A 21251-nucleotide genomic window follows, 5' to 3' on the forward strand; every position below is an offset into this window, starting at 1 on the left:
GATGAGACGGGGCGTGCAAGATGGGGCGGGTGCCGTTCGATGACAATTCCTGCGCGTGGGCGCACGCAGGAATTCCCATTGATTGCGACCTATCGGGTGTCGATCAGACGACGGCTTCGGCGAAACTGCTGCGGAAGGTGTCCGACAATTCGGTAAGTGCGGATTCGGAGCTGCCGATTTTTACGGCATCCCCGGTGAAGCGACCGACCGAAACCAGCGGAACACCGGCTTGACCGGCTGCAATCATCAAAGCTTCGGCCTGATCAAAGTTGCAAGCGACCAGATAACGGGCCTGATCTTCACCGAACAGGAACTCGGTCGAGGCATCGTCAAGGCAAATGCCCACGCCTGCGGCTTCGGCCAGTTCGAACGCGGCCAGGGCCAGGCCGCCGTCGCCCAGATCGGTGCAGGCTTTGATCATCTCGCGATTGGTTCGAATGAACTCACCGTTGCGTTGTTCAGCGTCCAGATCGACATGGGGCGCATCGCCATCTTCGCGGTTGAAGACTTCGGCCAGAAGGGCGGATTGCCCCAGATGACCCTGGGTTTCACCGATGACCAGTGCAACATGACCTTCGCGCACTTCGTTACCGATGATGTCATCGGCATGTTGCAGCAAACCGACGGCGCCGATGGTGGGGGTCGGCAGGATCGCTTGGCCATCCGTCTCATTGTACAGCGACACGTTGCCTGAAACGATGGGCATATCCAGCGCACCAACTGCCGCGCCAATGCCTTGGATCGCGCCCACAAACTGGCCCATGATCTCGGGTTTTTCGGGATTGCCGAAATTCAGGTTGTCAGTCGTGGCAAGCGGCTTGGCCCCGACGGCGGTGAGGTTGCGATAAGCCTCGGCAACCGCTTGTTTGCCGCCCTCAACAGGGTTCGCGCGAACATAGCGCGGGGTTACGTCGCTGGTAAACGCTAGCACCTTGTCGGTGCCATGCACGCGAACCATACCTGCACCCAGTCCCGGGGTACGGGCGCTGTCAGCCATGACCATTGTGTCATATTGCTCGTACACCCATTGCTTACCCGCATAGTTCGGCGAGGAGAGCAGGGCACGCAGGCCGTCGATTGGGTCAATCTGAGGGACGTCCGTCAGCGCTTCCGCCTCGGGTGTTGGTTCCCATGGGCGATCGTACTCGGGCGCAGTCGAAGACAATTTCGACAGGACGAGATCAGCTTTGACCTCACCATTATGCATGATCAGGAAGCGGTCTTCCTCGATCGTTTCCCCGACAATGGCAAAGTCCAGATCCCATTTCTCGAACACGGCACGGGCTTCGGCTTCAAGCTCGGGCTTGAGAACCATCAACATCCGCTCTTGAGATTCGGACAGCATCATCTCGTATGCCGTCATGTTCTCTTCGCGCTGCGGCACGTTTTCCAGATCAAGGCGTACGCCAAGCCCGCCCTTGTCTCCCATCTCTACCGCCGAGCAGGTCAAGCCAGCCGCGCCCATATCCTGTATCGAGATCACAGCGCCGGTCTGCATCAGCTCCAGCGTCGCTTCCATCAGGCGTTTTTCGGTGAAGGGGTCACCGACCTGAACGGTGGGGCGTTTTTCTTCGATGGTGTCGTCAAACTCGGCAGAGGCCATGGTTGCGCCGCCCACGCCATCGCGTCCAGTTTTTGCGCCAAGATACACAACGGGCATACCGACCCCCGATGCGGCCGAGTAGAAAATTTTGTCGCTGTCGGCCAGACCAGCCGCGAAGGCGTTTACGAGGCAGTTGCCATTGTATGCGGGGTGAAAGCGAACTTCTCCGCCAACGCAGGGCACGCCAAAGCAATTGCCATAGCCGCCGATGCCTTCAACCACGCCATTGACCAACTGACGGGTCTTGTGGTGTCCAGGCTCACCAAAGGACAATGCGTTCATCGAGGCGATAGGGCGCGCACCCATGGTGAAGACGTCGCGCAGGATACCTCCAACGCCAGTCGCGGCACCTTGATATGGTTCGATATACGATGGGTGGTTGTGGCTTTCCATTTTGAACACCACAGCCTGACCGTCACCGATATCGACCACGCCTGCGTTCTCACCGGGGCCACAGATCACCTGAGGGCCCGAGGTCGGTAGGGTACGTAACCATTTTTTCGACGACTTGTACGAGCAATGTTCATTCCACATGGCCGAAAAGATGCCCAGCTCGGTAAAGGTCGGTTCACGCCCGATGATCTCGAGGATCATTTCGTATTCCTCGGGCTTGAGCCCGTGTGCGGCAATCAGATCGGGTGTGATGGCGGGCTCTTGCATCTTCTGTCCTGTGTCCAAGTGGGCCGAGATTGCGCGCCTTTTAGGGCAAGGGCGCGCCGGTGGGAAGGGTCAAGTGAGCGAAGGGAGCCAACTGTAAAGAAAATGCGGAACCAACAACGTGGCCGGTTCCGCATTTTAATCATCGATTATTGGCTCCGCCTTGGTGATCCGAAGACCGAACCAACTGCTTTAAGCCGGAGCCTGACCTTTGTTGATCGAGTCCGCAGCGGCAGCGCCAACAGCTGCCTTTTGCTCTTCCGTCAGGTTCTCAGCCTCGTCCAGCCCCGGAATTGCCACGCGCACCTCGCGGCGTGCGAAGTCGATGCCATTGGCGTTGAACTCGGCTTTCACGCGGTTGAAGATTTCCTTTCGCAGCGTGAATTGCTTGCCGGGTTTGGCCATGAACTTGCCTCGGATGATCATGCCGACATCGTCAAAGTCGAATACGCCTTGTGATTTGAACGGCTGCAGGAAGCCATCTTTGTGAACTTCGTCCTGCATCATCTCGGCACCGATTTTTTTGAAGATCTTCTTGACCTTATTTGGATCGGTATCGAATGGCACGGTGAATTTCAACTTCATGATCACCCAGTCACGGCTGAAGTTAGTCAGTTTCTGGATTTCGCCATAAGGGATCGTGTGGACAGGACCACGGTGGTGGCGTAGCTGCATCGAACGGATTGAGATCTTTTCGACCGTACCCATGGTGCCGCCGACATCGACATATTCGCCAACGCGGAAAGCGTCATCGATCAGGAAGAAGATGCCGCCGACGATATCGGCCACCAGTTTCTGTGCACCAAAGCCGATCGCCAGACCCAGAACACCCGCACCGGCCAAAAGCGGGGTGATGTTGATCCCCAACGCTCCCAGCGCGAGCAAGCCAAATATGACCGAGATGGTCACCTGCGCGGTGATCCGTAGCAGAGGCAGAACAGTCGCCAGACGCGACCCGCCTGCGCCGCCGCCTTCACCGCCGGCCTCTTCATCCAGTTCTTCGGCGGCGGTCTGCTCTTTCGCCAATCGGCGATTGATCCAGAGCGAGACGACCTCGTTCAAGATGTAACCAATGGCGATGATCAGCAGGAACTGGATAACTGCACCGCCTACTTCGGTGCCAATTCCCGCAGACGCGACATTGCGCAGGTCAAGTTGCCAGGCGCGCGAGATCATGAAGACAACGACCAGACCTGCGATAACCCGGCCAATCCGGATATAGCTGCGCTTGGCCGAGCGATAGGCGCGTTCCGCCAGCGGACCTTCACCCGACATTGGTGGTTGGAGATGGCGTACAAGGCCACGGATCAACGTATCGAGTGCTGGTGCGATCAATAGCCAGAACATCGTGCTGAAATGCGCGCCGGTTCCGATCACCCGCATGATCGCCGGGTTCCGCTGTGCCACCAGGAATTCAACAAGAAACCAGATCACCACAGAAACGCCGATGGCGAAATAGGGGTAATACTGAGCGACCTCTTCATCGAATTTGGTGTGATCGGGGTCAGTGCCCAGCATCATTTGCGACAGACCTTCGCGCGCCGTCCACGCGATGATGCCTATATAAATGTGGATCGCAGCATTCAGCCAGAATCCGATGCGCGTATCAGCGCCGGTAATCCCATTCAGCCCATTAAAGCGGACAACGAACAGCGTAAGACCGATCAGGATCAGCAGACCGATCAGATTACGGTGAAGGTATTTGGCCCAGTGATCATCGATATTCACCAATCGGTATTGCGGTTTTTGTGGTGCAAGCACAAAGCGTGATACAGCAGCGCCAAGGCGCGGAATCCAGATCAGGAAAAAGACAAAGGGGGCCGCAAATGTAATCTGTTCCGGAGTCAGTAGTGCACGACCAACCCCCCTGATTACGACGTAGAACACAATAAGACCGGCGATCTCGCGACTGAAACGCCTGAAAAGATATTGAACAGCACCCCAGAGGTCCGCTTCCTCGCCGACTTCGGATGTTTTTGACCAACGACGGGTCAGAAGACCAAAGAGCTTTTCTGCAATATAGCCAACTATAAGGACAGAAAGTACCAACCCGATCAGCGTCAAAACACCAGTTTCGCTGAATCTGTTAGCGAAATTGCTGAATGCTTCGATCTGTGCGCTGACGATATTGGGAACTGTCGTCAGGACTTGCGTCCAAGACGTGACCATTTCCGCCCAGATCTCGTTAAGTTCAGTCAGCGGGTCTTCGTGCCCTTCCTTTTCTGCGGCGTGCTTTTCCGCAACCGCATCAAGTCGTTCCAGTAAGATCGCCCGAACCTGATCGTCGGACATGCGCGCGACCAGATCATCGACCTGTTCAGGTGTCAGATCTTCGGGGATCGCGACTGTGGAAGTTGAGCCTGTGCTTTGCGCATGAAGCGGGACCGCCAGAAACAAGACAGAAACCATCGCCAACAATAGGCGGAATGAGTGGAACATGAATTAGCCCTCGAACACGATTTTAAGTGTTTTTTCGGGATCATAGGCTTGTGGATTCAATTTTCCCAGTGCTTTCCTGAGAATTGCTGTGCGTCAGCCAAAAAAAAGGCCGAGCACTAAGCTCGGCCATAGTCCAACAGGGAGGTATGAAGATGATGAGCGTTTCAGCATCACCGCCTTCGAGTGCTCATTTAGGGATCAGTTTGTGAACGATCAAGGTTTAACAGGGATTGAGATCGTCATGCCCGCTATGCTCTGAGTGCATGGCTAGAGCTTGCCCAATTGCCTCAACTGCTTGCGATGGGCGATGATCTCATCCTGAACGAAATCTCGAAACGCTGCTATCCGCTTGGAATGACGTAATTCTTCCGGGTAGGCGAGGTACACCGGAACGTCGGCGCTTTCGATATCTGACATGACGGGAACCAGATCCGGGAAGTCCTCTGTCACATAATCTGGCAGAACTCCGATCCCCAGATCGTGAAGCACGCCTTGAAGAACGCCGAAATAGTTATTCACCGTTAGCAACGAACCTGGATTGTAGGTCATCAGATGCCGCACCATAGATGCACTTGCACCGACTTGAGGGGCCGAAGGTGTTTGGCAGATCAATCTGTGCTTGGAGATATCTTCCAAAGATTCAGGCGCACCACCATGGGTATCGAGATAGGTTCGCGTCGCATAGAGCAGCATTTGAACCGTCATCAAGCGTTTGCGCACCAGGTCTGCCTGGCTGGGCTCCTTCATGCGGATCGCAACATCGGCTTCGCGCATGGGCAGGTCCAGTACCCGTTCTTCCAGCATCAGGTCGATATTGAGGTCAGGATACTGTTCATAAAGCTTGGGCAGGCGCGGGGCGAGCCAGAGTGTGCCAAAGCCAAAGGTCGTGGTCACCCTAAGGACGCCAAAGACCTCATCTTCGCTATCTCGAATACGGGCGGCTGCGGCGTCTAGGCGTTTCGACATGGCTGATGTCGCATCGAACAGCAATTCACCTTGTTCGGTGAGAATCAGCCCGCGTGCATGGCGGTGAAAAAGGGTCGCATCCAGCGATTCTTCGAGCGCGCGGATTTGACGGCTCACTGCAGATTGAGACAAATTGAGCTTGTCCCCCGCATGTGTGAGGCTGCCCGCATCCGCAACCGCGTGAAATATTCTGAGCTTGTCCCAATCCATCGCCGCAACTTTCGTTATCCTCGGGCAGCCCTATATGAAACAGGTAACAAATTCCACAAACAAACCGGGAAATCGTTACGATAAAGGCTAAAATTGCTATACAGGTCAGTATTTGTGACCTAAAATGAACACAAATGCAGCACACTAATCCGACGAGGGGAGACGTCAGATGAGTCAGCCGAAAATCACTCTGAACGATCGGTTCGATCTAACCAAGAGTCCGGTCCTGTTGAACGGAACGCAGGCCCTGGTGCGATTGATGTTGATGCAGAAGGAACGCGACCGCGCGGCAGGGCTGAATACCGCTGGTTTGGTGACGGGATATCGCGGCTCGCCCCTTGGGGCTGTCGACCAGCAGATGTCGCGTGCCGAAAAGCAGTTGGCTGAAAGCGATGTGACTTTCCAGTTCGGATTGAACGAAGATCTCGCGGCGACGGCGCTCTGGGGTAGCCAGCAGGCCGGGCTGCGCGGGGACGGCAAGTTCGATGGTGTGTTTGGTCTCTGGTACGGCAAAGGCCCCGGAGTGGACCGGTCCGGTGATGTGATGCGCCATGCCAACATGGCGGGCACTGCACAACATGGCGGTGTGCTAATGGCCATGGGGGATGACCATACAGGCGAAAGCTCGACCGTTTTGCACCAATCGGAATGGTCTCTGGTGGACATGTATATGCCTGTAGTGAGCCCAGCAGGCGTGCAGGAGATACTGGACTATGGCGTATACGGCTTTGCCCTCAGCCGCTTCGCCGGGGTTTGGGTCGGATTGAAAACGATGAAAGACACGATCGAGGTCACATCGGTTGTGGATGGTGATCCGAACCGGATGATGGTGACGGTACCATCGTTCGATATGCCTGAAGGTGGTTTAAACATAAGGCTGGGCGACACGCCACATCTGCAAGAAGCGCGTGTGATCGACTATAAACGCTTCGCAGCCGAGACCTTTTCCCACGCCAATAAATTAGACAAACGTATTTGGGGCAAACCGGGCGCCAAGATCGGCTTTGTCGCTGCGGGTAAAAACTGGCTTGATCTAACGCATGCCATGTCGTTGCTGAACATCAACGCGGATGAGGCCGAGCGGCTGGGGATCACCACTTACAAGATCGGTCAGACTTTTCCTTTGGATATGAAAGGGTTCCACGATTGGGCGGAAGGGCTCGACCTGATCGTGATCGTCGAGGAAAAACGCAAGCTGATCGAGGTGCAGGTCAAAGAGGCGATCTTTGATGACCGTCGTGGCCGTCGCGTTTACGGTTGGTACAAAGGCGGAGCAGGGACTTTGCACCGCGAAGAGCTATTCCCGACCCGAGGCGCGCTTGATCCGATCATGATCGCCGAGAAACTAGGCGAGATTCTGATAGAAGAGGGTCGCGATACAGATGGTGTTCGCGCGGGTCTCGAGGCGCTATCCGAAGCGCGCCGTGCGGATAACGCTCAGGAAATAGCGGCACGGTTGCCCTATTTCTGTTCCGGTTGCCCGCATAATAGCTCGACCAAGCTGCCCGACGGCAGTCGCGCCTATGCGGGTATCGGCTGCCACTACATGGTGCAGTGGATGGATCGCGAGACGACCGGCTTTACCCAGATGGGCGGCGAGGGGGCGAACTGGATCGGAGAGGCTCCGTTCTCTACCACCAACCATGTGTTCCAGAACTTGGGCGACGGCACTTATAACCATTCGGGCGTTCAGGCGATCCGGGCTGCGTTGGCGGCGGGTACAAACATAACCTTCAAGATCCTCTATAACGACGCCGTTGCGATGACCGGTGGGCAGGAAAACGAAGGCGGGCTGAGTGCCGAGCGCATCGTGGCCGAGGTTCGCGCGATGGGCGTCAGCAACGTGGCCGTTGTTTACGACGAAAAGGAAGATGTGAATTTCGACGTTTTGCCTTCGGGTGTCGAGACCTTTGAACGTTCCAAGTTGATGCAGGTTCAAGAGAAACTCCGTGAAATCGAAGGTGTATCGGTCATTGTTTATGTCCAGACCTGTGCCGCTGAAAAACGCAGACGGCGCAAGCGGGGCACGTTTCCGGACCCAGATAAGCGGGTGTTCATTAACACAGATATCTGTGAGGGCTGCGGAGATTGTGGCGTGCAGTCGAACTGCGTCTCGATCGTGCCAAAAGAAACGGAGCTTGGTCGTAAACGTGCGATTGACCAGTCCAGCTGCAACAAGGATTTCTCTTGCCTGAACGGGTTTTGTCCTTCGTTCGTCACTGTTGAGGGCGCGAAGCCACGCATGGAAGCAACCACAGATCTTGATCTGCCGGACCTGCCAGACCCTGTTCTGCCGCAGATCCACGGCACTCATAACGTGGTGATCACGGGTGTTGGCGGCACCGGAGTCGTGACCATCGGTGCTGTTCTGGCGCAAGCGGCTCAGATTGACGGCAAGGGTGCAGGTATGATGGAGATGGCCGGGCTCGCGCAGAAGGGCGGTGCGGTGCATATCCATTGCCGTCTGGCCAATCGGCCCGAAGACATCAGCGCAATCCGCGTTGCGACTGGCGAGGCGCATGCCCTGATCGGTGGTGATCTGGTGGTTTCGGCGGGGGCAAAGACTCTGGGTCTTACGCAGACCGGCCGGACCGGAGCGGTGGTGAACAATCATGAGATCATCACCGGGGATTTCACACGTGACACCGAATTCACGATCCCGAGCGATCAGTTGCAGCTTGCGTTGCAAGCGCGACTGAAGGACGGCGTCGCGTTGTTCGATGCCACCGATCTGGCGCGCGCTGTGCTGGGGGATTCGATCTATTCCAACATGATGGTCTTTGGCGCGGCTTGGCAGCGCGGGTTGCTGCCGCTCAGCCATCAATCGATCATGCAGGCAATTGAATTGAATGGCGCTGCAATCGAACGCAACAAGCGCGCGTTTGAAGTTGGTCGTTGGGCGGTGACCCATCCTGAAGAGGTTTTGAAAATCTTGAGCCCGAATGTGGCCGAACTGCCAAAAACGCTCGATCAGATGATCGACTTCCGCGCTGCACATTTGACCGACTATCAGAGCAAGCGATTGGCGAAGCGCTATCGTAAGCTTGTCGAAAGCACCGAGGATCAGACGGTCCGAGAAGCGATGGCTAAGGGCTACCATAAACTCTTGTCGTACAAGGACGAATACGAAGTTGCGCGATTGCTCCTCAACAGCCGTCAGAAGGCTGAGGCCGAGTTTGATGGTGATTTCAAGATGACCTTCCACCTTGCACCGCCGACCTTGGGGACCAAGGGCGAGAATGGTCGTCCGACCAAGAAAGCCTTTGGCGAATGGTTCCTGGGACCCTTGAAGGTGCTTGCGAAGTTGAAAGGCCTGCGCGGGACGCCTCTGGACGTCTTTGGGTATTCGTCTGAGCGCAAGATGGAGCGTGCTTTGATCCGTCAGTATGAAAAGGACATGAAAGAGGTTCTGCCCATGCTAACGACCGAAACGCGCGATGCGATTGCTGCACTTGCGGCTCTGCCTCTGGATATTCGTGGGTTTGGCCCGGTTCTGGTGGCGAATGAGGCCAAAGCTGCGAAGCGGCGAGAGGAGTTGCTGGCCGTCATCCGTGCAGGTGGGCCTCAAATGAAGGCTGCGGCAGAATAAAGCTTAACAAGCCTGTCATCAAATCTATGCAAAATGGTTACCCGGCCTTATCTATGCGCCAGAAAATCGGAGTAACCTATGCCTTCGCGCCATCACGTCGCCCGTGACATATCTTACGCTCATTCCGCGGAAACTCGGAGCGGGCGTATGGTGATCAAGCTGATGGAGAATACCACTGGTCGCATGCGGCTAATCCGTCGTGCTGACGGGTACGAGCAAGAGGTCGCGCAAGGGCGCGATTTCTGGTCGGTGATGGTTGATCGCTATGGGTTGACGCTGGATGTGGTCGGCGGGGCCTTGTCGAATATCCCCGAAGACGGGCCACTAGTTCTCATTGCGAACCATCCATACGGCATTATGGATGGCCTGATGATGGGTCATATTCTGTCGCAGACGCGCAGAGACTTTCGCATTCTCGCCAATCATGTCTTTCGCAAAGCCGAGGATTTGAACCGCATCGTTCTGCCAATTTCCTTCGATGCCACCAAAGAGGCGATGAAGCTGAATCTTGAGACCAGAAAGGCTGCTCTGAATTATCTGGCCGATGGTGGGGCAATAGGAATTTTTCCCGGTGGCACCGTCAGCACGGCTGCGAAGCCTTTTTCTTTCCCGATGGACCCGGGCTGGCGTGGATTTACCGCTCGGATGGTCGCGAAATCGAATGCAACCGTCGTGCCCGTTTTCTTTGACGGACACACCTCGCGGCTGTTCCAGATCGCAAGCCATCTGCACAACACTCTGCGAATGGGTCTCCTGATAAAAGAGTTCAAAAAACGCGTCGATACACCAGTGCGCGTTGTAGTTGGAGACCCTATCGGGCGCGACATTCTTGACCCACTGGGCAAGGATACGCGCAAGATGATGGATTTCCTGCGCAAAGCCACGTATGAGCTGTCTCCAGAGCCGCTAGAGTCGTATGACTATGGCTATGAATTCGAGGAACGGCATCGCGCCTGAAGGGGCAAATGGCAGTAGGCATCTTTGATTCCGGATTGGGCGGTCTTACCGTTCTGAACGCCGCGCAGAAACGTCTGCCCGACGTCGATTTCCTTTATTTCGCGGACAGTTCACATGCGCCCTATGGCGTGCGGGATGCCGAAGATATCTATAAACTTACACGAACATCTGTGCAGGACCTGTGGGATCGCGGCTGCAATCTGGTGATCTTGGCGTGCAACACCGCCAGTGCTGCCGCCCTGCGTCGGATGCAAGAAGCCGGTGTTCCCGAAGGCAAACGGGTTCTTGGTGTATTTGTACCTCTGATCGAGGCGCTGACAGAGCGGCAATGGGGCGATAACTCGCCACCGCGCGAAGTTGAGGTGCAGCATGTCGCGCTGTTTGCGACACCTGCAACGGTGTCTAGCCGTGCATTTCAGCGTGAGCTTGCATTCCGGGCGATCGGCGTCGATGTCGAGGCGCAGGCTTGCGGCGGCGTGGTAGATGCCATCGAAGAGGGCGACATGATTCTGGCTGAAGCTTTGGTGCGCAGCCATGTCGACGCCCTGAAGCGTAAGATGCCGGAACCGCAGGCGGCCATACTGGGCTGCACCCATTATCCGTTGATGGCTGAAACATTCCAGCAGGCGCTTGGCCCGGACGTGAAGGTCTATAGTCAGGGCGACTTGGTCGCGGAAAGCCTGGCGGATTACCTGCAACGCCACCCGAATATGATGGGCGAGGGCGAGGCCGGATTCCTGACCACGGGCAAGCCTGGCGTGGTGACGGATCGCGCGACTCAGTTCCTCCGACGACAAATCACCTTTGAAGCCGCCTGACCTAGGTCAAGGACGGCGCTTTTCCAATCTCGTAATTCGTTGACCGTCACAGTGGCGGTCACCCATGTGACACATGAATGAAAGAGGTCTGACATGACCCATAAAATCGCAATCCTAGGTGCATCCGGCTATACCGGAGCTGAGCTTGTTCGGCTGATCGCCGGACATCCGAATATAGAAATCAAAGCACTGGCCGCCGAGCGCAAGGCTGGACAGACTATGGCGCAAGTATTCCCGCATCTGCGCCATTTGGATTTGCCGGTGCTGTGCAAGATTTCCGAGATCGACTTTAGCCAGATTGATCTGTGTTTCTGCGCGTTGCCGCATAAGACCAGTCAGGAAGTCATCCGTGCGTTGCCTAGCACATTGAAAATCGTCGACCTTTCAGCAGATTTCCGGCTGCGCGATGGTGACGAGTACCAGAAGTGGTACGGCAATCCGCATGCAGCGCTTGGGCATCAGGAAGAGGCCGTCTACGGACTTACCGAATTCTACCGGGACGAGATCAGGGCCGCACGACTGGTTGCCGGAACGGGCTGTAACGCGGCGACCGGTCAATATGTGCTACGGCCGTTGATTTCAGCCGGGGTCATCGATCTGGATGATATCATTCTGGACCTGAAATGTGCTGTTTCAGGCGCGGGTCGGGCGCTGAAGGAAAATCTGCTGCACGCAGAGCTAAGTGAAGGTGCGAACGCCTATGCGGTGGGCGGAACTCACCGGCATTTGGGCGAGTTCGATCAGGAGTTCTCGGAAATCGCAGGTCGCACCGTGCACGTGCAATTCACACCGCACCTGATCCCCGCGAACCGGGGCATTCTGGCCACCACTTACGTGAAAGGCGATCCGCAAAGTGTCTATGAGACGCTTCAGTCGGCTTATGAGACCGAGCCCTTCATCGAGATGTTGCCCTTTGGCGAGACCCCTTCGACCCATCATGTACGTGGTTCGAACTTTTGCCACATCGGCGTAGTCGGCGACCGGATCGAACGTCGCGCAATCGTTGTGGCAGCATTGGACAACCTGACAAAAGGTAGCAGTGGGCAAGCCTTGCAGAACGCGAATCTGATGTTAGGTGAGGACGAAACCCAAGGCCTGATGATGGCCCCTTTGTTCCCGTGAGGACGGTATGAAAACGCTCAAGAAACGTCGTCGAGTTCAGATCATTGTGCTAGCTGCAGTGGCGTTGGCTTTGTCTACGGCGTTGATTGGGGTTGCCATGAAAGATGGCATCAATTTCTTCCGTTCACCGAGTCAGGTGATCGCTGAACCACCCAATCCGACTGAGGTGTTCCGTATCGGCGGTTTGGTCGAAGAGGGCTCGATCATTCGCGGGCAGGGTGAAACCGTGCACTTTGTCGTAACCGATGGCGGCGAAAGCGTTAAGGTCGCGTTTACTGGCGTGTTGCCTGATCTGTTCTCAGAAAACCAAGGCATGGTCGGCACGGGAAGTTACATAAATGGCGTCTTTGAAGCCACTGAAATTCTGGCAAAACATGATGAAACTTACATGCCGAAAGAGGTTGTGGACGCGCTGAAAGAGCAAGGCGTTTATAAAGAAGCCGGCGATAGCTGAACGATTTCTAAATCCGATCGATAACAAGGGCGTTGCGTGGACAGACCATGCAGCGCCCTTTGTTCTATCGCGGGATTAACATCTTTACCGGACCGTTTGCCTAACCAACGCAAAGGTGACAGAAATGCAAACGGTGCGACAGATTGCAAACGGTATCGTGGCGCGGGAAGGAGGGTTTGTGGATGACCCTGATGATCCCGGCGGGGCGACGAAATACGGGGTGACAATCCACACGATGCGCCGGTTGGGCCTTGATCTGGACCGAGATGGCCAAGTTACGCCAGAAGATGTAAGGGCGCTCAGTAAGGCACAGGCGGCCGACATATTCCTGAAGCATTATTTTGAGAAACCACGCCTTGGCGTGTTGCCCGAGGCAATTCAGGCGTCTGTATTCGATATGTACGTGAATGCAGGGGCGCAAGCCGTCAAGATTCTCCAAAATCTGTTGCGTCAAATGGGGTATGAGGTTGCGGTTGATGGGGTCGTTGGCCCTCAGACGAGCCGCGCGGCACATGACGCTGCCAAACCCAAAGCCTTGGCCTTACGAGATGCCTATGGCGTGGCACGTCGGAACTATTACTTTCGTTTGGCGGATCGGCGGACCACACTTCGCAAATACGCAAGAACCCGAGCGGGCGGCAAGGGTGGATGGATTAAGCGTGCCGAAGAATTTGTCTCGCCCAAATATCATCTGAGCGTGGCTGAGTTTCAAAGAAGGGTTTCGGGATGGGCTTGATATCCGGACTTTTCACGCTGTTGTTTGGCTCAGGCCGCAATGTGTTACGCGAAACTGCCGAAGTCTTTCACGAAAACGCCGAGAGCGGCGCTGAACGCTCAGTCGCCCTGCGCAGCGCGGCGTTGGCGCAATTTGGAAGTGAATTCAAAACGCCCGAAAAAAGTAGCTTTGATCGTTTTATGGACGGCCTGAATCGCCTACCGCGCCCAGCCTTGGCTCTGGGTACCTTGGGTCTGTTCTTGGCGGCGATGATCGATCCGCTGTGGTTTGCGGCGCGGATGCAGGGCATTGCACTGGTGCCGGAACCACTATGGTGGCTGCTGGGGGTCATCGTCTCGTTCTATTTTGGCGCGCGCCATCAGATTAAAGCGCAGGATTTTCAACGAGAAATCAGCGCTACGATGTTGCGGGCGCCAGAAGTGCTTGCCAATCTTGAGGCACTCCGTGAGCTACGCGATGATAGTCCTGGGGTCGCTGTTACTGGCACGGATGCCACTTTGGCGCAGGTGGTCATGCAACCAGACGCAAACCCAGCTCTTGAAGACTGGCGGCGCTTGAGCAACGCTTAAGGCGCGACACTATGTGCGGTGATCCGGCGCGAATGTGAATGGCACTCGCCCCGGCTCCGCAGTATATACGGGCCATGATTACAGAGCTCGGCCATTTCGCACTGATCCTAGCCTTCCTTGTCGCCATCGTCCAAACCGTGGTGCCACTTGTCGGGGCGGCAAAACGCTGGAACGGTTGGATGGTTTTCGCCGAACCGGCGGCCATCACACAGTTCATTCTGGTGGCATTTTCATTTGGTGCCCTGGTCTGGGCCTTCACGACCTCAGACTTCTCATTGCGGATTGTGGTCGAAAACAGCCATTCGGCCAAACCGATGCTCTACAAGATCAGCGGAACCTGGGGGAACCACGAAGGTTCGATGCTGTTATGGGTTCTGATCGTGGCGATATTCGGTGCGATGGCCGCGATTTTTGGGGGCGGCTTGCCGCCAACATTGAAGGCTCGTGTGTTGGCCGTTCAAGCCTCGATCGGGGTAGCGTTTTATGCCTTTATCCTGTTCACTTCGAACCCGTTTGATCGGCTTCCCGTGCCACCGTTTGATGGGCGAGACCTGAACCCTCTGTTGCAGGATCCCGGCTTGGCCTTCCACCCGCCGTTCCTGTATCTGGGATATGTGGGGCTGAGCATGGCGTTCAGCTTTGCCGTTGCTGCGCTTATTGAAGGGCGTGTTGATGCCGCGTGGGGGCGTTGGGTGCGGCCTTGGACATTGGCAGCTTGGATCTTTCTGACCATTGGCATCGCGCTTGGGTCCTGGTGGGCCTATTACGAACTGGGCTGGGGTGGGTTCTGGTTCTGGGATCCGGTTGAGAATGCCAGCTTCATGCCATGGCTTTTGGCGGCGGCGCTGTTGCATTCAGCGATTGTGGTGGAAAAACGCGAAGCGTTGAAGAGCTGGACCATCTTGTTGGCGATCATCGCCTTTGGCTTTTCGCTAATTGGAACATTCATCGTTCGATCCGGTCTGTTGACCTCGGTTCACGCCTTTGCCAACGACCCCGAACGCGGTGTGTTTATCCTGTTCATTCTGATCATCTTTACCGGCGGGGCGCTGACCCTGTTCGCCGCACGCGCGCAAGCGATGGAGGCGAAGGGGGTGTTTGGAATGGTCAGCCGCGAAAGTGCGCTGGTTCTGAACAACATCCTGTTGGCAGTAAGCTGTTTCGTGGTGTTCTTCGGCACGATGTGGCCAATGGTGGCCGAGATGGCGTTTGACCGAAAGCTCTCGGTCGGAGCGCCATTTTTTAATGCAGCATTCACGCCCTTCATGATCGTGCTTGGTATTGTTTTGCCCATAGGCGCCATGTTGCCGTGGAAGCGGGGTAAATTGGGCCGGGCGGCGTGGTCTTTGCGATACGCCTTTGTGCTGGCGGTCGCACTGGCAATACTGATCTGGGTGATGCAAACCGGGCGCAGCGCTTTGGCGCCAGTGGGCCTGTTTCTTGGCGCTTGGATCACATTCGGCGCGATCATCGATCTTTGGAGTCGCACTGGTCGCAAGGGAAGCCTTGGGCGCCTGTTCCGCCTGCCGGGGGCAGACTGGGGGAAGGCTGTTGCGCATACAGGCCTTGGTGTCACCACGTTCGCTATCGCTGGCCTGACAGCGTGGGAGATCGAGGATATTCGGGTTGCTCAGCCGAGCCAGCCGTTCGAGGTCGGACAGTTCACTCTGACTCTGCAAGATGTTCGACGTGTTCAGGGCCCCAACTATTTTTCGACAATGGCCGATGTGCTGGTTGAAAAAGATGGCCGTTATGTCACGACGCTGAACCCCGAAAAACGCGACTATCCCGTGGCGCGTATGCCCACGACCGAGGCAGCGATCGATTATCGTTTCTTGCGCGATCTATACATCGTGATTGGGGATCAGCAAGCGGATGGCGGTTGGGTGATGCGAACCTATATCAAGCCTCTGGCCAACTGGATTTGGGGTGGTTGTATCCTGATGTCACTGGGGGGTGTCCTCAGCCTGACGGATCGTCGGTTCCGGGTCGCGGCTGGCGCGCGCAAAACACCTGCAAGCGGGGTTCCTGCTGAATGAAACGCCTGTTTTTGGTACTGCTGTTGATCGCATCGCCAGTGTTGGCTGTTCAACCCGATGAGGTGCTTGATGATCCAGCGCTTGAGGCGCGCGCGCGCGACCTCAGCACCGGTTTGCGCTGCCTTGTCTGCCGGAACGAAAGCATTGACGAAAGCAATGCCGAGCTTGCGCGCGATTTGCGCATTTTGCTGCGCGAACGCCTTGTAGCAGGGGACACGGATCAGGAAGCTGTGGATTTCATCGTTGATCGATACGGCGAATACGTCCTGTTGAAACCTACTGTCACGGGCGCAAACCTGATGCTCTGGCTGGCAGGCCCAATCATGTTGCTGATCGCGGCTGGTGTGGGCTGGAGCTTTTTACGTAAGCGATCACAGCATCACGATAGCGCACCTTCTGATTCCCTGAGTAGCGAAGAACAGGAACGACTGCGGCAAATCCTAGAAGACTGACGCGCGGTTCTGCTTTTCCTTTTTTCGCATTTGGGTCACTGTCTCGCCTAACGCTGCGCAGGTGAGGTTGTACATGGAATACGAAGCGGTCCTTCTTGATATCAAAGATGATTTGGCGATTCTGACTCTGAATCGACCAGACAAATTGAATGCGCTGACAACGCAGATGCGGGCCGAGATTGCGTATGCGATGAAAGACGCTGCGCGCCATGCGCGCGCGATTGTGCTGACCGGAGCAGGGCCTGCGTTTTGTTCTGGGCAGGATCTTGGGGATGCGTCGAGCACTGGGAAGATCGATCTGGAACGTACATTGCGTGATGAATACGAACCGATGCTTGAGGCTGTCTATGACTGCCCGGTTCCCACTATCGCTGCTGTGAATGGGCCAGCGGCTGGGGCAGGGGCCAATCTGGCGCTGTGTGCTGACGTAGTGATAGCGACTGAAAGTGCCTATTTCCTGCAAGCTTTTGCACGCATCGGTCTGTTGCCCGATGCAGGTGGCACATGGTTTATGCCGCGCCAGATGGGATTTGCTAAAGCGATGGGCGCAGCCTTGTTCGCAGACAAGATCAGCGCACGCCAGGCAGATGAATGGGGTTTGATCTGGGAGGCGGTCGCAGATGATCAGTTTGATGCACATTGGCGCAAACGCGCAGCCTATCTGGCCAAAGGTCCAACTGCAGGCTTCGGGGCGATCAAGAAGGCAATTCGAGGGACTTATGAAAAGACGCTGCCCCAGCAATTGGCGGCAGAGGCTCATTTGCAGGGCGAATGCGGGCGTTCGCGCGACTTTGCCGAAGGTGTCGTAGCGTTTCTGGAAAAGCGTCCCGCCAAATTCGAAGGGCGCTAAACGCTCGATCAGGCCCGGCGGCGGCGGGTGCGCCGTTCAGGGGCCGCCTCATCGCCGGTGCCATCCGAGGCTGAGGTGAAGGGGCCAAGCGCCGATGTGATCTGATCAAGTGTCGGGCGCGCTGCGCGTGGAATCGTGTCCAGTGCCTCACGCATTTTGCGCAAATGTGCGGGCATGGTACCGCAGCATCCGCCGATGATGGTTGCCCCCGCATCACGCGCCATCGCTGCGTATTGCCCCATCAGTTCGGGCGTTCCGTCATAGTGGATATGGCCATCAACATATTTCGGAATGCCTGCGTTGCCTTTGGAGATCAGCGGTCGTTCGTTCCCTTGGGCGGCGAAACCAAGCACGGTTCGCAAAATGTCCGACGCTCCGGTTCCGCAATTGGCGCCGAAGGCCACGGGCGGATTGGGAAGCGTTTCAACGATCATCGCCAGATTCGAGGAGGTGACACCCATCATGGTACGTCCGGCTGTGTCAAAGCTCATGGTGCCGCACCAGGGCATATCAGTCATCGCAAAGGCCTCGGCCGCTGCACGGAACTCTTCCGGGGCGCTGATGGTTTCAAGCCACAGAACATCCGCTCCTCCGGCTTTCAGCGCGTCAGCCTGTTCGTGAAACATTTCGACAGCTTCAGCGTGGGAAAGGCTGCCGACGGGCTCCATGATTTCTCCGGTTGGGCCAACAGACCCTGCAACAACCACCGGTCTGCCCGCTTTGTCAGCCACTTCGCGACCCAGCTCTGCGCCGATGCGGTTCAGTTCGCTCACCCGGTTCTGGGCATCATGCAGCTTAAGCCGTGCGGCTGTTCCGCCAAAGGTATTGGTCAGAAACAGATCACTTCCCGCATCGACCGAGCCTTGATACAGCGCGCGAATCTTGTCTGGTGCGTCGACATTCCACAATTCTGGTGCATCACCGGACTGTAGGCCCATATTGAACAGGTTTGTGCCTGTTGCACCATCGGCAAGAATGACATCGACAGTGTCCAGAAGGGTGCTGAGCGTATTGGTCATGGGAGTATTCCAAAAAAATGAGGCCATAGCCCGAAAATATGAGACGCCCCGTGTCTCACGACCGGGGCGTCAAATCAAATTCATAAAACTCATGAAGATCATGAGTTTTGCGATTTTCGTGTCAAGCGTCGGATTCTGCCATTACCTGTTCTTTGGCTTCAACCAGAAGCTCAACCATTTTCTCGCGTATTTTTGTTTCGTCCGCGAGATCGCCGAGATAGCTTTTGACTGCTTCTACAACGTCGTCTTCGTTGACATTCTGTAGATCAGTATGAACCAACTCTTGCCCGTATTTGCGCGCCTGTTCTACGGTTTCGCCTTTCAGCGCCGACGCCCAAACGGCCATGAACCGGTTGCGGCGCATCCGAGCGATGAACTGCATCTTTTCGTCGTGGGCGAATTTGCTTTCAAACGCGGCTTCACGTTCGTCGAATGTGGTCATTGGTTGGGGACCCCTTGGATTGAATGTTCTTTCGTTGATGATATGACCATACGATGCCTCGGGCGCAAGGTATTTGCGCTGCGTCAAAGACCCTCGGGGCAGCGAACTTGCGGGAAAGCGGGGCTTGCACTATGAGAGCGCCAACGTGAAGGGACTCATTCCCTTTCCCCAGCCTGGAAAGGTCGCTCATGGCGCGTCGCAAGAAGATTTACGAAGGTAAAGCGAAGATTTTGTATGAAGGTCCCGAGCCGGGAACGATCGTACAGTACTTCAAGGATGACGCCACTGCGTTCAACGCCGAAAAGAAAGACGTGATCGACGGCAAAGGTGTTCTGAACAACCGTCTGAGCGAATTCTTCATGAACGGTCTGTCGCAGATCGGGGTGCCGACGCACTTTATTCGCCGCCTGAACATGCGTGAGCAGTTGGTTCGGAATTGCGAGATTATCCCACTGGAAGTGATTGTTCGCAATTATGCCGCCGGGTCGATGTCGAAGCGACTGGGCATCGCTGAGGGCACTCAGCTGCCGCGTCCGATTGTAGAATATTGCTACAAGGATGATGCCTTGGGCGATCCGCTGGTCACGGAAGAGCATATCGCTGCCTTTGGTTGGGCCAGCCAACAGGATATGGACGATATCCTCAGCCTTGCGCTGCGCGTGAACGATTTCATGAGTGGCATAATGCTGGCGGTTGGTATTCGTCTGGTCGATTTCAAGATTGAAATCGGGCGCGTGTTCGAAGGCGATTTCCAGCGCCTGATCATCGCGGACGAGATCAGTCCTGACAGTTGCCGTCTGTGGGATATCGAAACTGGTCAGAAGCTGGACAAGGATGTATTCCGCCGCGATTTGGGCAGTCTGACGGATGCGTATTCGGAAGTCGCCAGGCGCCTCGGTGTTCTGCCTAAAAGCAACGTGACCAAGCCAACTCTGATCAACTGATCCTGTCCGGGAAGGGCAGGGTTGTCCGACAGGCTCAGGCGGGGTATCCCGCGCGCAACGAAACGGATCGGGGTTCGGTCCACCAGTGGAGTTTTCGAAAATGAAGGCACGTGTGCATGTGATGCTCAAGAACGGGGTTCTGGACCCGCAGGGTGAGGCCGTGCGTCACGCATTGGGTGCGATGGGCTTTGATCAGGTCGAAGGCGTGCGCCAGGGTAAAGTGATCGATCTTGAACTGGCAGAGGGCGCGACCGAAGCGGACGTTACCCAGATGTGTGAAAAGCTGTTGGCCAATACCGTCATAGAACGCTACGAGATCGAACTGGTCTAAGTTTGATGCGGGCTGCACGTCTGATCACCTATCGTCAGCCGCTTGAGGTGACGACTATTCCTGATCCGGAACCGGCAGAGGACGGCGTTGTCGTCCGGGTTCTGGCTTGTGGGGTATGCCGATCAGACTGGCACGCGTGGTCCGGCTCGGACCCGGATGTGGTCCTGCCCATGACGCCCGGCCATGAGTATTGCGGCGAAGTAGTTGCAGTTGGCAATCGGGTCAGACGATGGCGGGTAGGGGACCGGGTGATCGCCCCATTCATCTTGGCCTGCGGCCATTGTCAGGACTGTTCTCAGGGACATCAGACCATTTGCGCCGATCAGGTGGTGCCGGGTTTCACGTGCGATGGTGCTTTTGCCGAATTCATCGCTGTGGCTCATGCTGATGCCAATCTTACGGCTCTGCCCGATACTCTGGCCCCGGAAATCGCTGCAGCACTGGGCTGCCGGGTGACGACGGCTTGGCAGGCTCTGGTCGGTCGTGCGCAGGTGCAAGGTGGTGAGTGGCTGGCGGTTTTCGGTGGTGGCGGTGTGGGCATCTCGACCCTGCTGCTGGGCAAGGCGCTTGGCGCGCGGGTTGTCGTTGTAGATATCGCCGATGACAAGCTGGCCTATTCCAAAAGCCTTGGGGCCGATGCCGTGATCAATGCGGCCACCTGCGATGCGCCGCAGTCCGTGCGTGACCTGACCGGCGGTGGGGCACATGTCGCGATTGAGGCGCTGGGGATCGAGGCCACGACGGTCTCTGCCATGAAATCGCTGCGCAAGCTGGGCCGGATGGTTCAGATCGGGATGCCCGCGGGTGATCACATAACGATGTCGTTGCCGATGGATACGCTGTATTCCGGGCAACTTTCCCTCTTTGGCACGCGCGGAATGCCCAGTTGGCGCTATCCGTCGCTGCTGTCGCTGATCGCGGGTGGCGGCGTCGATCTAAGCCCGCTTGTGACGCGAAAAATCACACTGAATCAGGCAAGCTCCGAGCTTGCTGCCTTTGACAATCCGGCGCCTCCGGGCGTTGCCGTTATCACCGACTTTAGCTCTTAGAAGGG

18 protein-coding genes are annotated in these 21251 nt (G+C 56.3%); 13 read left to right on the top strand and 5 right to left on the bottom strand.

The annotated features are described in order from the left end of the window. Positions 1-103 precede the first annotated feature (103 nt). The 3 genes from purL to ACR0B3_RS02440 form a co-directional block, all read right to left on the bottom strand. Entirely contained in the window at positions 104-2263 is a 2160-nt protein-coding gene (gene purL / locus ACR0B3_RS02430; RefSeq protein ID WP_480807698.1) for a phosphoribosylformylglycinamidine synthase subunit PurL, read from the bottom strand. Between the two features lie 189 nt (positions 2264-2452). Continuing rightward, positions 2453-4699 carry a mechanosensitive ion channel family protein gene (locus tag ACR0B3_RS02435; RefSeq protein WP_480807699.1) on the bottom strand — a complete coding sequence of 749 codons (2247 nt, stop codon included), beginning with the start codon at positions 4697-4699 and terminating at the stop codon, positions 2453-2455. A 267-nt stretch (positions 4700-4966) separates the two neighbouring features. Further along, positions 4967-5875, bottom strand: coding sequence for a LysR family transcriptional regulator (locus tag ACR0B3_RS02440; RefSeq protein ID WP_170684024.1), 909 nt, complete (start codon positions 5873-5875; stop codon positions 4967-4969). Between the two features lie 169 nt (positions 5876-6044). Between ACR0B3_RS02440 and ACR0B3_RS02445 the strand changes: the two genes are divergently transcribed. The 10 genes from ACR0B3_RS02445 to ACR0B3_RS02490 all read left to right on the top strand — a co-directional run bounded on the left by ACR0B3_RS02445 (position 6045) and on the right by ACR0B3_RS02490 (position 17461). After that, positions 6045-9464 carry an indolepyruvate ferredoxin oxidoreductase family protein gene (locus tag ACR0B3_RS02445; protein WP_480807700.1) on the top strand — a complete coding sequence of 1140 codons (3420 nt, stop codon included), beginning with the start codon at positions 6045-6047 and terminating at the stop codon, positions 9462-9464. A 78-nt stretch (positions 9465-9542) separates the two neighbouring features. Continuing rightward, positions 9543-10421 (top strand): lysophospholipid acyltransferase family protein, encoded by an 879-nt coding sequence (locus tag ACR0B3_RS02450; protein ID WP_170684021.1) that lies wholly within the window; start codon positions 9543-9545, stop codon positions 10419-10421. 8 nt (positions 10422-10429) lie between these two features. Further along, positions 10430-11239 (top strand): glutamate racemase, encoded by an 810-nt coding sequence (locus ACR0B3_RS02455; RefSeq protein WP_480807701.1) that lies wholly within the window; start codon positions 10430-10432, stop codon positions 11237-11239. 93 nt (positions 11240-11332) lie between these two features. Continuing rightward, complete coding sequence (argC, locus tag ACR0B3_RS02460; RefSeq protein ID WP_480807702.1) at positions 11333-12361, top strand: N-acetyl-gamma-glutamyl-phosphate reductase; 1029 nt, start codon at positions 11333-11335, stop codon at positions 12359-12361. A gap of 7 nt (positions 12362-12368) precedes the next feature. Continuing rightward, positions 12369-12815: a cytochrome c maturation protein CcmE gene (gene ccmE / locus ACR0B3_RS02465; RefSeq protein ID WP_480807703.1), complete on the top strand. Its 447-nt coding sequence runs from the start codon at positions 12369-12371 to the stop codon at positions 12813-12815. A gap of 124 nt (positions 12816-12939) precedes the next feature. Beyond that, complete coding sequence (locus ACR0B3_RS02470; protein WP_480807704.1) at positions 12940-13551, top strand: holin-associated N-acetylmuramidase; 612 nt, start codon at positions 12940-12942, stop codon at positions 13549-13551. Then, positions 13542-14120, top strand: a complete 579-nt coding sequence (locus ACR0B3_RS02475; RefSeq protein WP_480807705.1) for a holin family protein — start codon at positions 13542-13544, stop codon at positions 14118-14120. The genes ACR0B3_RS02470 and ACR0B3_RS02475 overlap by 10 nt, the downstream gene beginning before the upstream one ends. A gap of 74 nt (positions 14121-14194) precedes the next feature. Next, positions 14195-16159 carry a heme lyase CcmF/NrfE family subunit gene (locus ACR0B3_RS02480; protein WP_480808014.1) on the top strand — a complete coding sequence of 655 codons (1965 nt, stop codon included), beginning with the start codon at positions 14195-14197 and terminating at the stop codon, positions 16157-16159. Further along, on the top strand, positions 16156-16611 hold the full coding sequence (locus ACR0B3_RS02485; protein ID WP_170684006.1) for a cytochrome c-type biogenesis protein: 456 nt from the start codon (positions 16156-16158) through the stop codon (positions 16609-16611). The genes ACR0B3_RS02480 and ACR0B3_RS02485 overlap by 4 nt, the downstream gene beginning before the upstream one ends. A 73-nt stretch (positions 16612-16684) precedes the next feature. Continuing rightward, a complete protein-coding gene (locus tag ACR0B3_RS02490; protein WP_480807706.1) occupies positions 16685-17461 on the top strand; it encodes an enoyl-CoA hydratase-related protein in 777 nt (258 codons plus the stop codon). 8 nt (positions 17462-17469) lie between these two features. Here ACR0B3_RS02490 and bmt read toward each other — a convergent pair whose 3' ends face one another. Then, a complete protein-coding gene (gene bmt / locus ACR0B3_RS02495; protein ID WP_480807707.1) occupies positions 17470-18480 on the bottom strand; it encodes a betaine--homocysteine S-methyltransferase in 1011 nt (336 codons plus the stop codon). 121 nt (positions 18481-18601) lie between these two features. Beyond that, positions 18602-18922: a DUF1476 domain-containing protein gene (locus tag ACR0B3_RS02500; RefSeq protein ID WP_170684001.1), complete on the bottom strand. Its 321-nt coding sequence runs from the start codon at positions 18920-18922 to the stop codon at positions 18602-18604. Positions 18923-19110: 188 nt separating this feature from the next. Between ACR0B3_RS02500 and purC the strand changes: the two genes are divergently transcribed. The 3 genes from purC (at position 19111) to ACR0B3_RS02515 (ending at position 21246) form a co-directional block, all read left to right on the top strand. Next, positions 19111-19866: a phosphoribosylaminoimidazolesuccinocarboxamide synthase gene (gene purC / locus ACR0B3_RS02505; protein WP_170683999.1), complete on the top strand. Its 756-nt coding sequence runs from the start codon at positions 19111-19113 to the stop codon at positions 19864-19866. A 100-nt stretch (positions 19867-19966) separates the two neighbouring features. Next, entirely contained in the window at positions 19967-20197 is a 231-nt protein-coding gene (gene purS / locus ACR0B3_RS02510) for a phosphoribosylformylglycinamidine synthase subunit PurS (RefSeq protein ID WP_170683997.1), read from the top strand. Positions 20198-20202: 5 nt separating this feature from the next. After that, positions 20203-21246, top strand: coding sequence for a zinc-dependent alcohol dehydrogenase family protein (locus tag ACR0B3_RS02515; protein ID WP_480807708.1), 1044 nt, complete (start codon positions 20203-20205; stop codon positions 21244-21246). Positions 21247-21251 lie beyond the last annotated feature (5 nt).

This window comes from Ruegeria sp. CE9, from assembly GCF_056537425.1.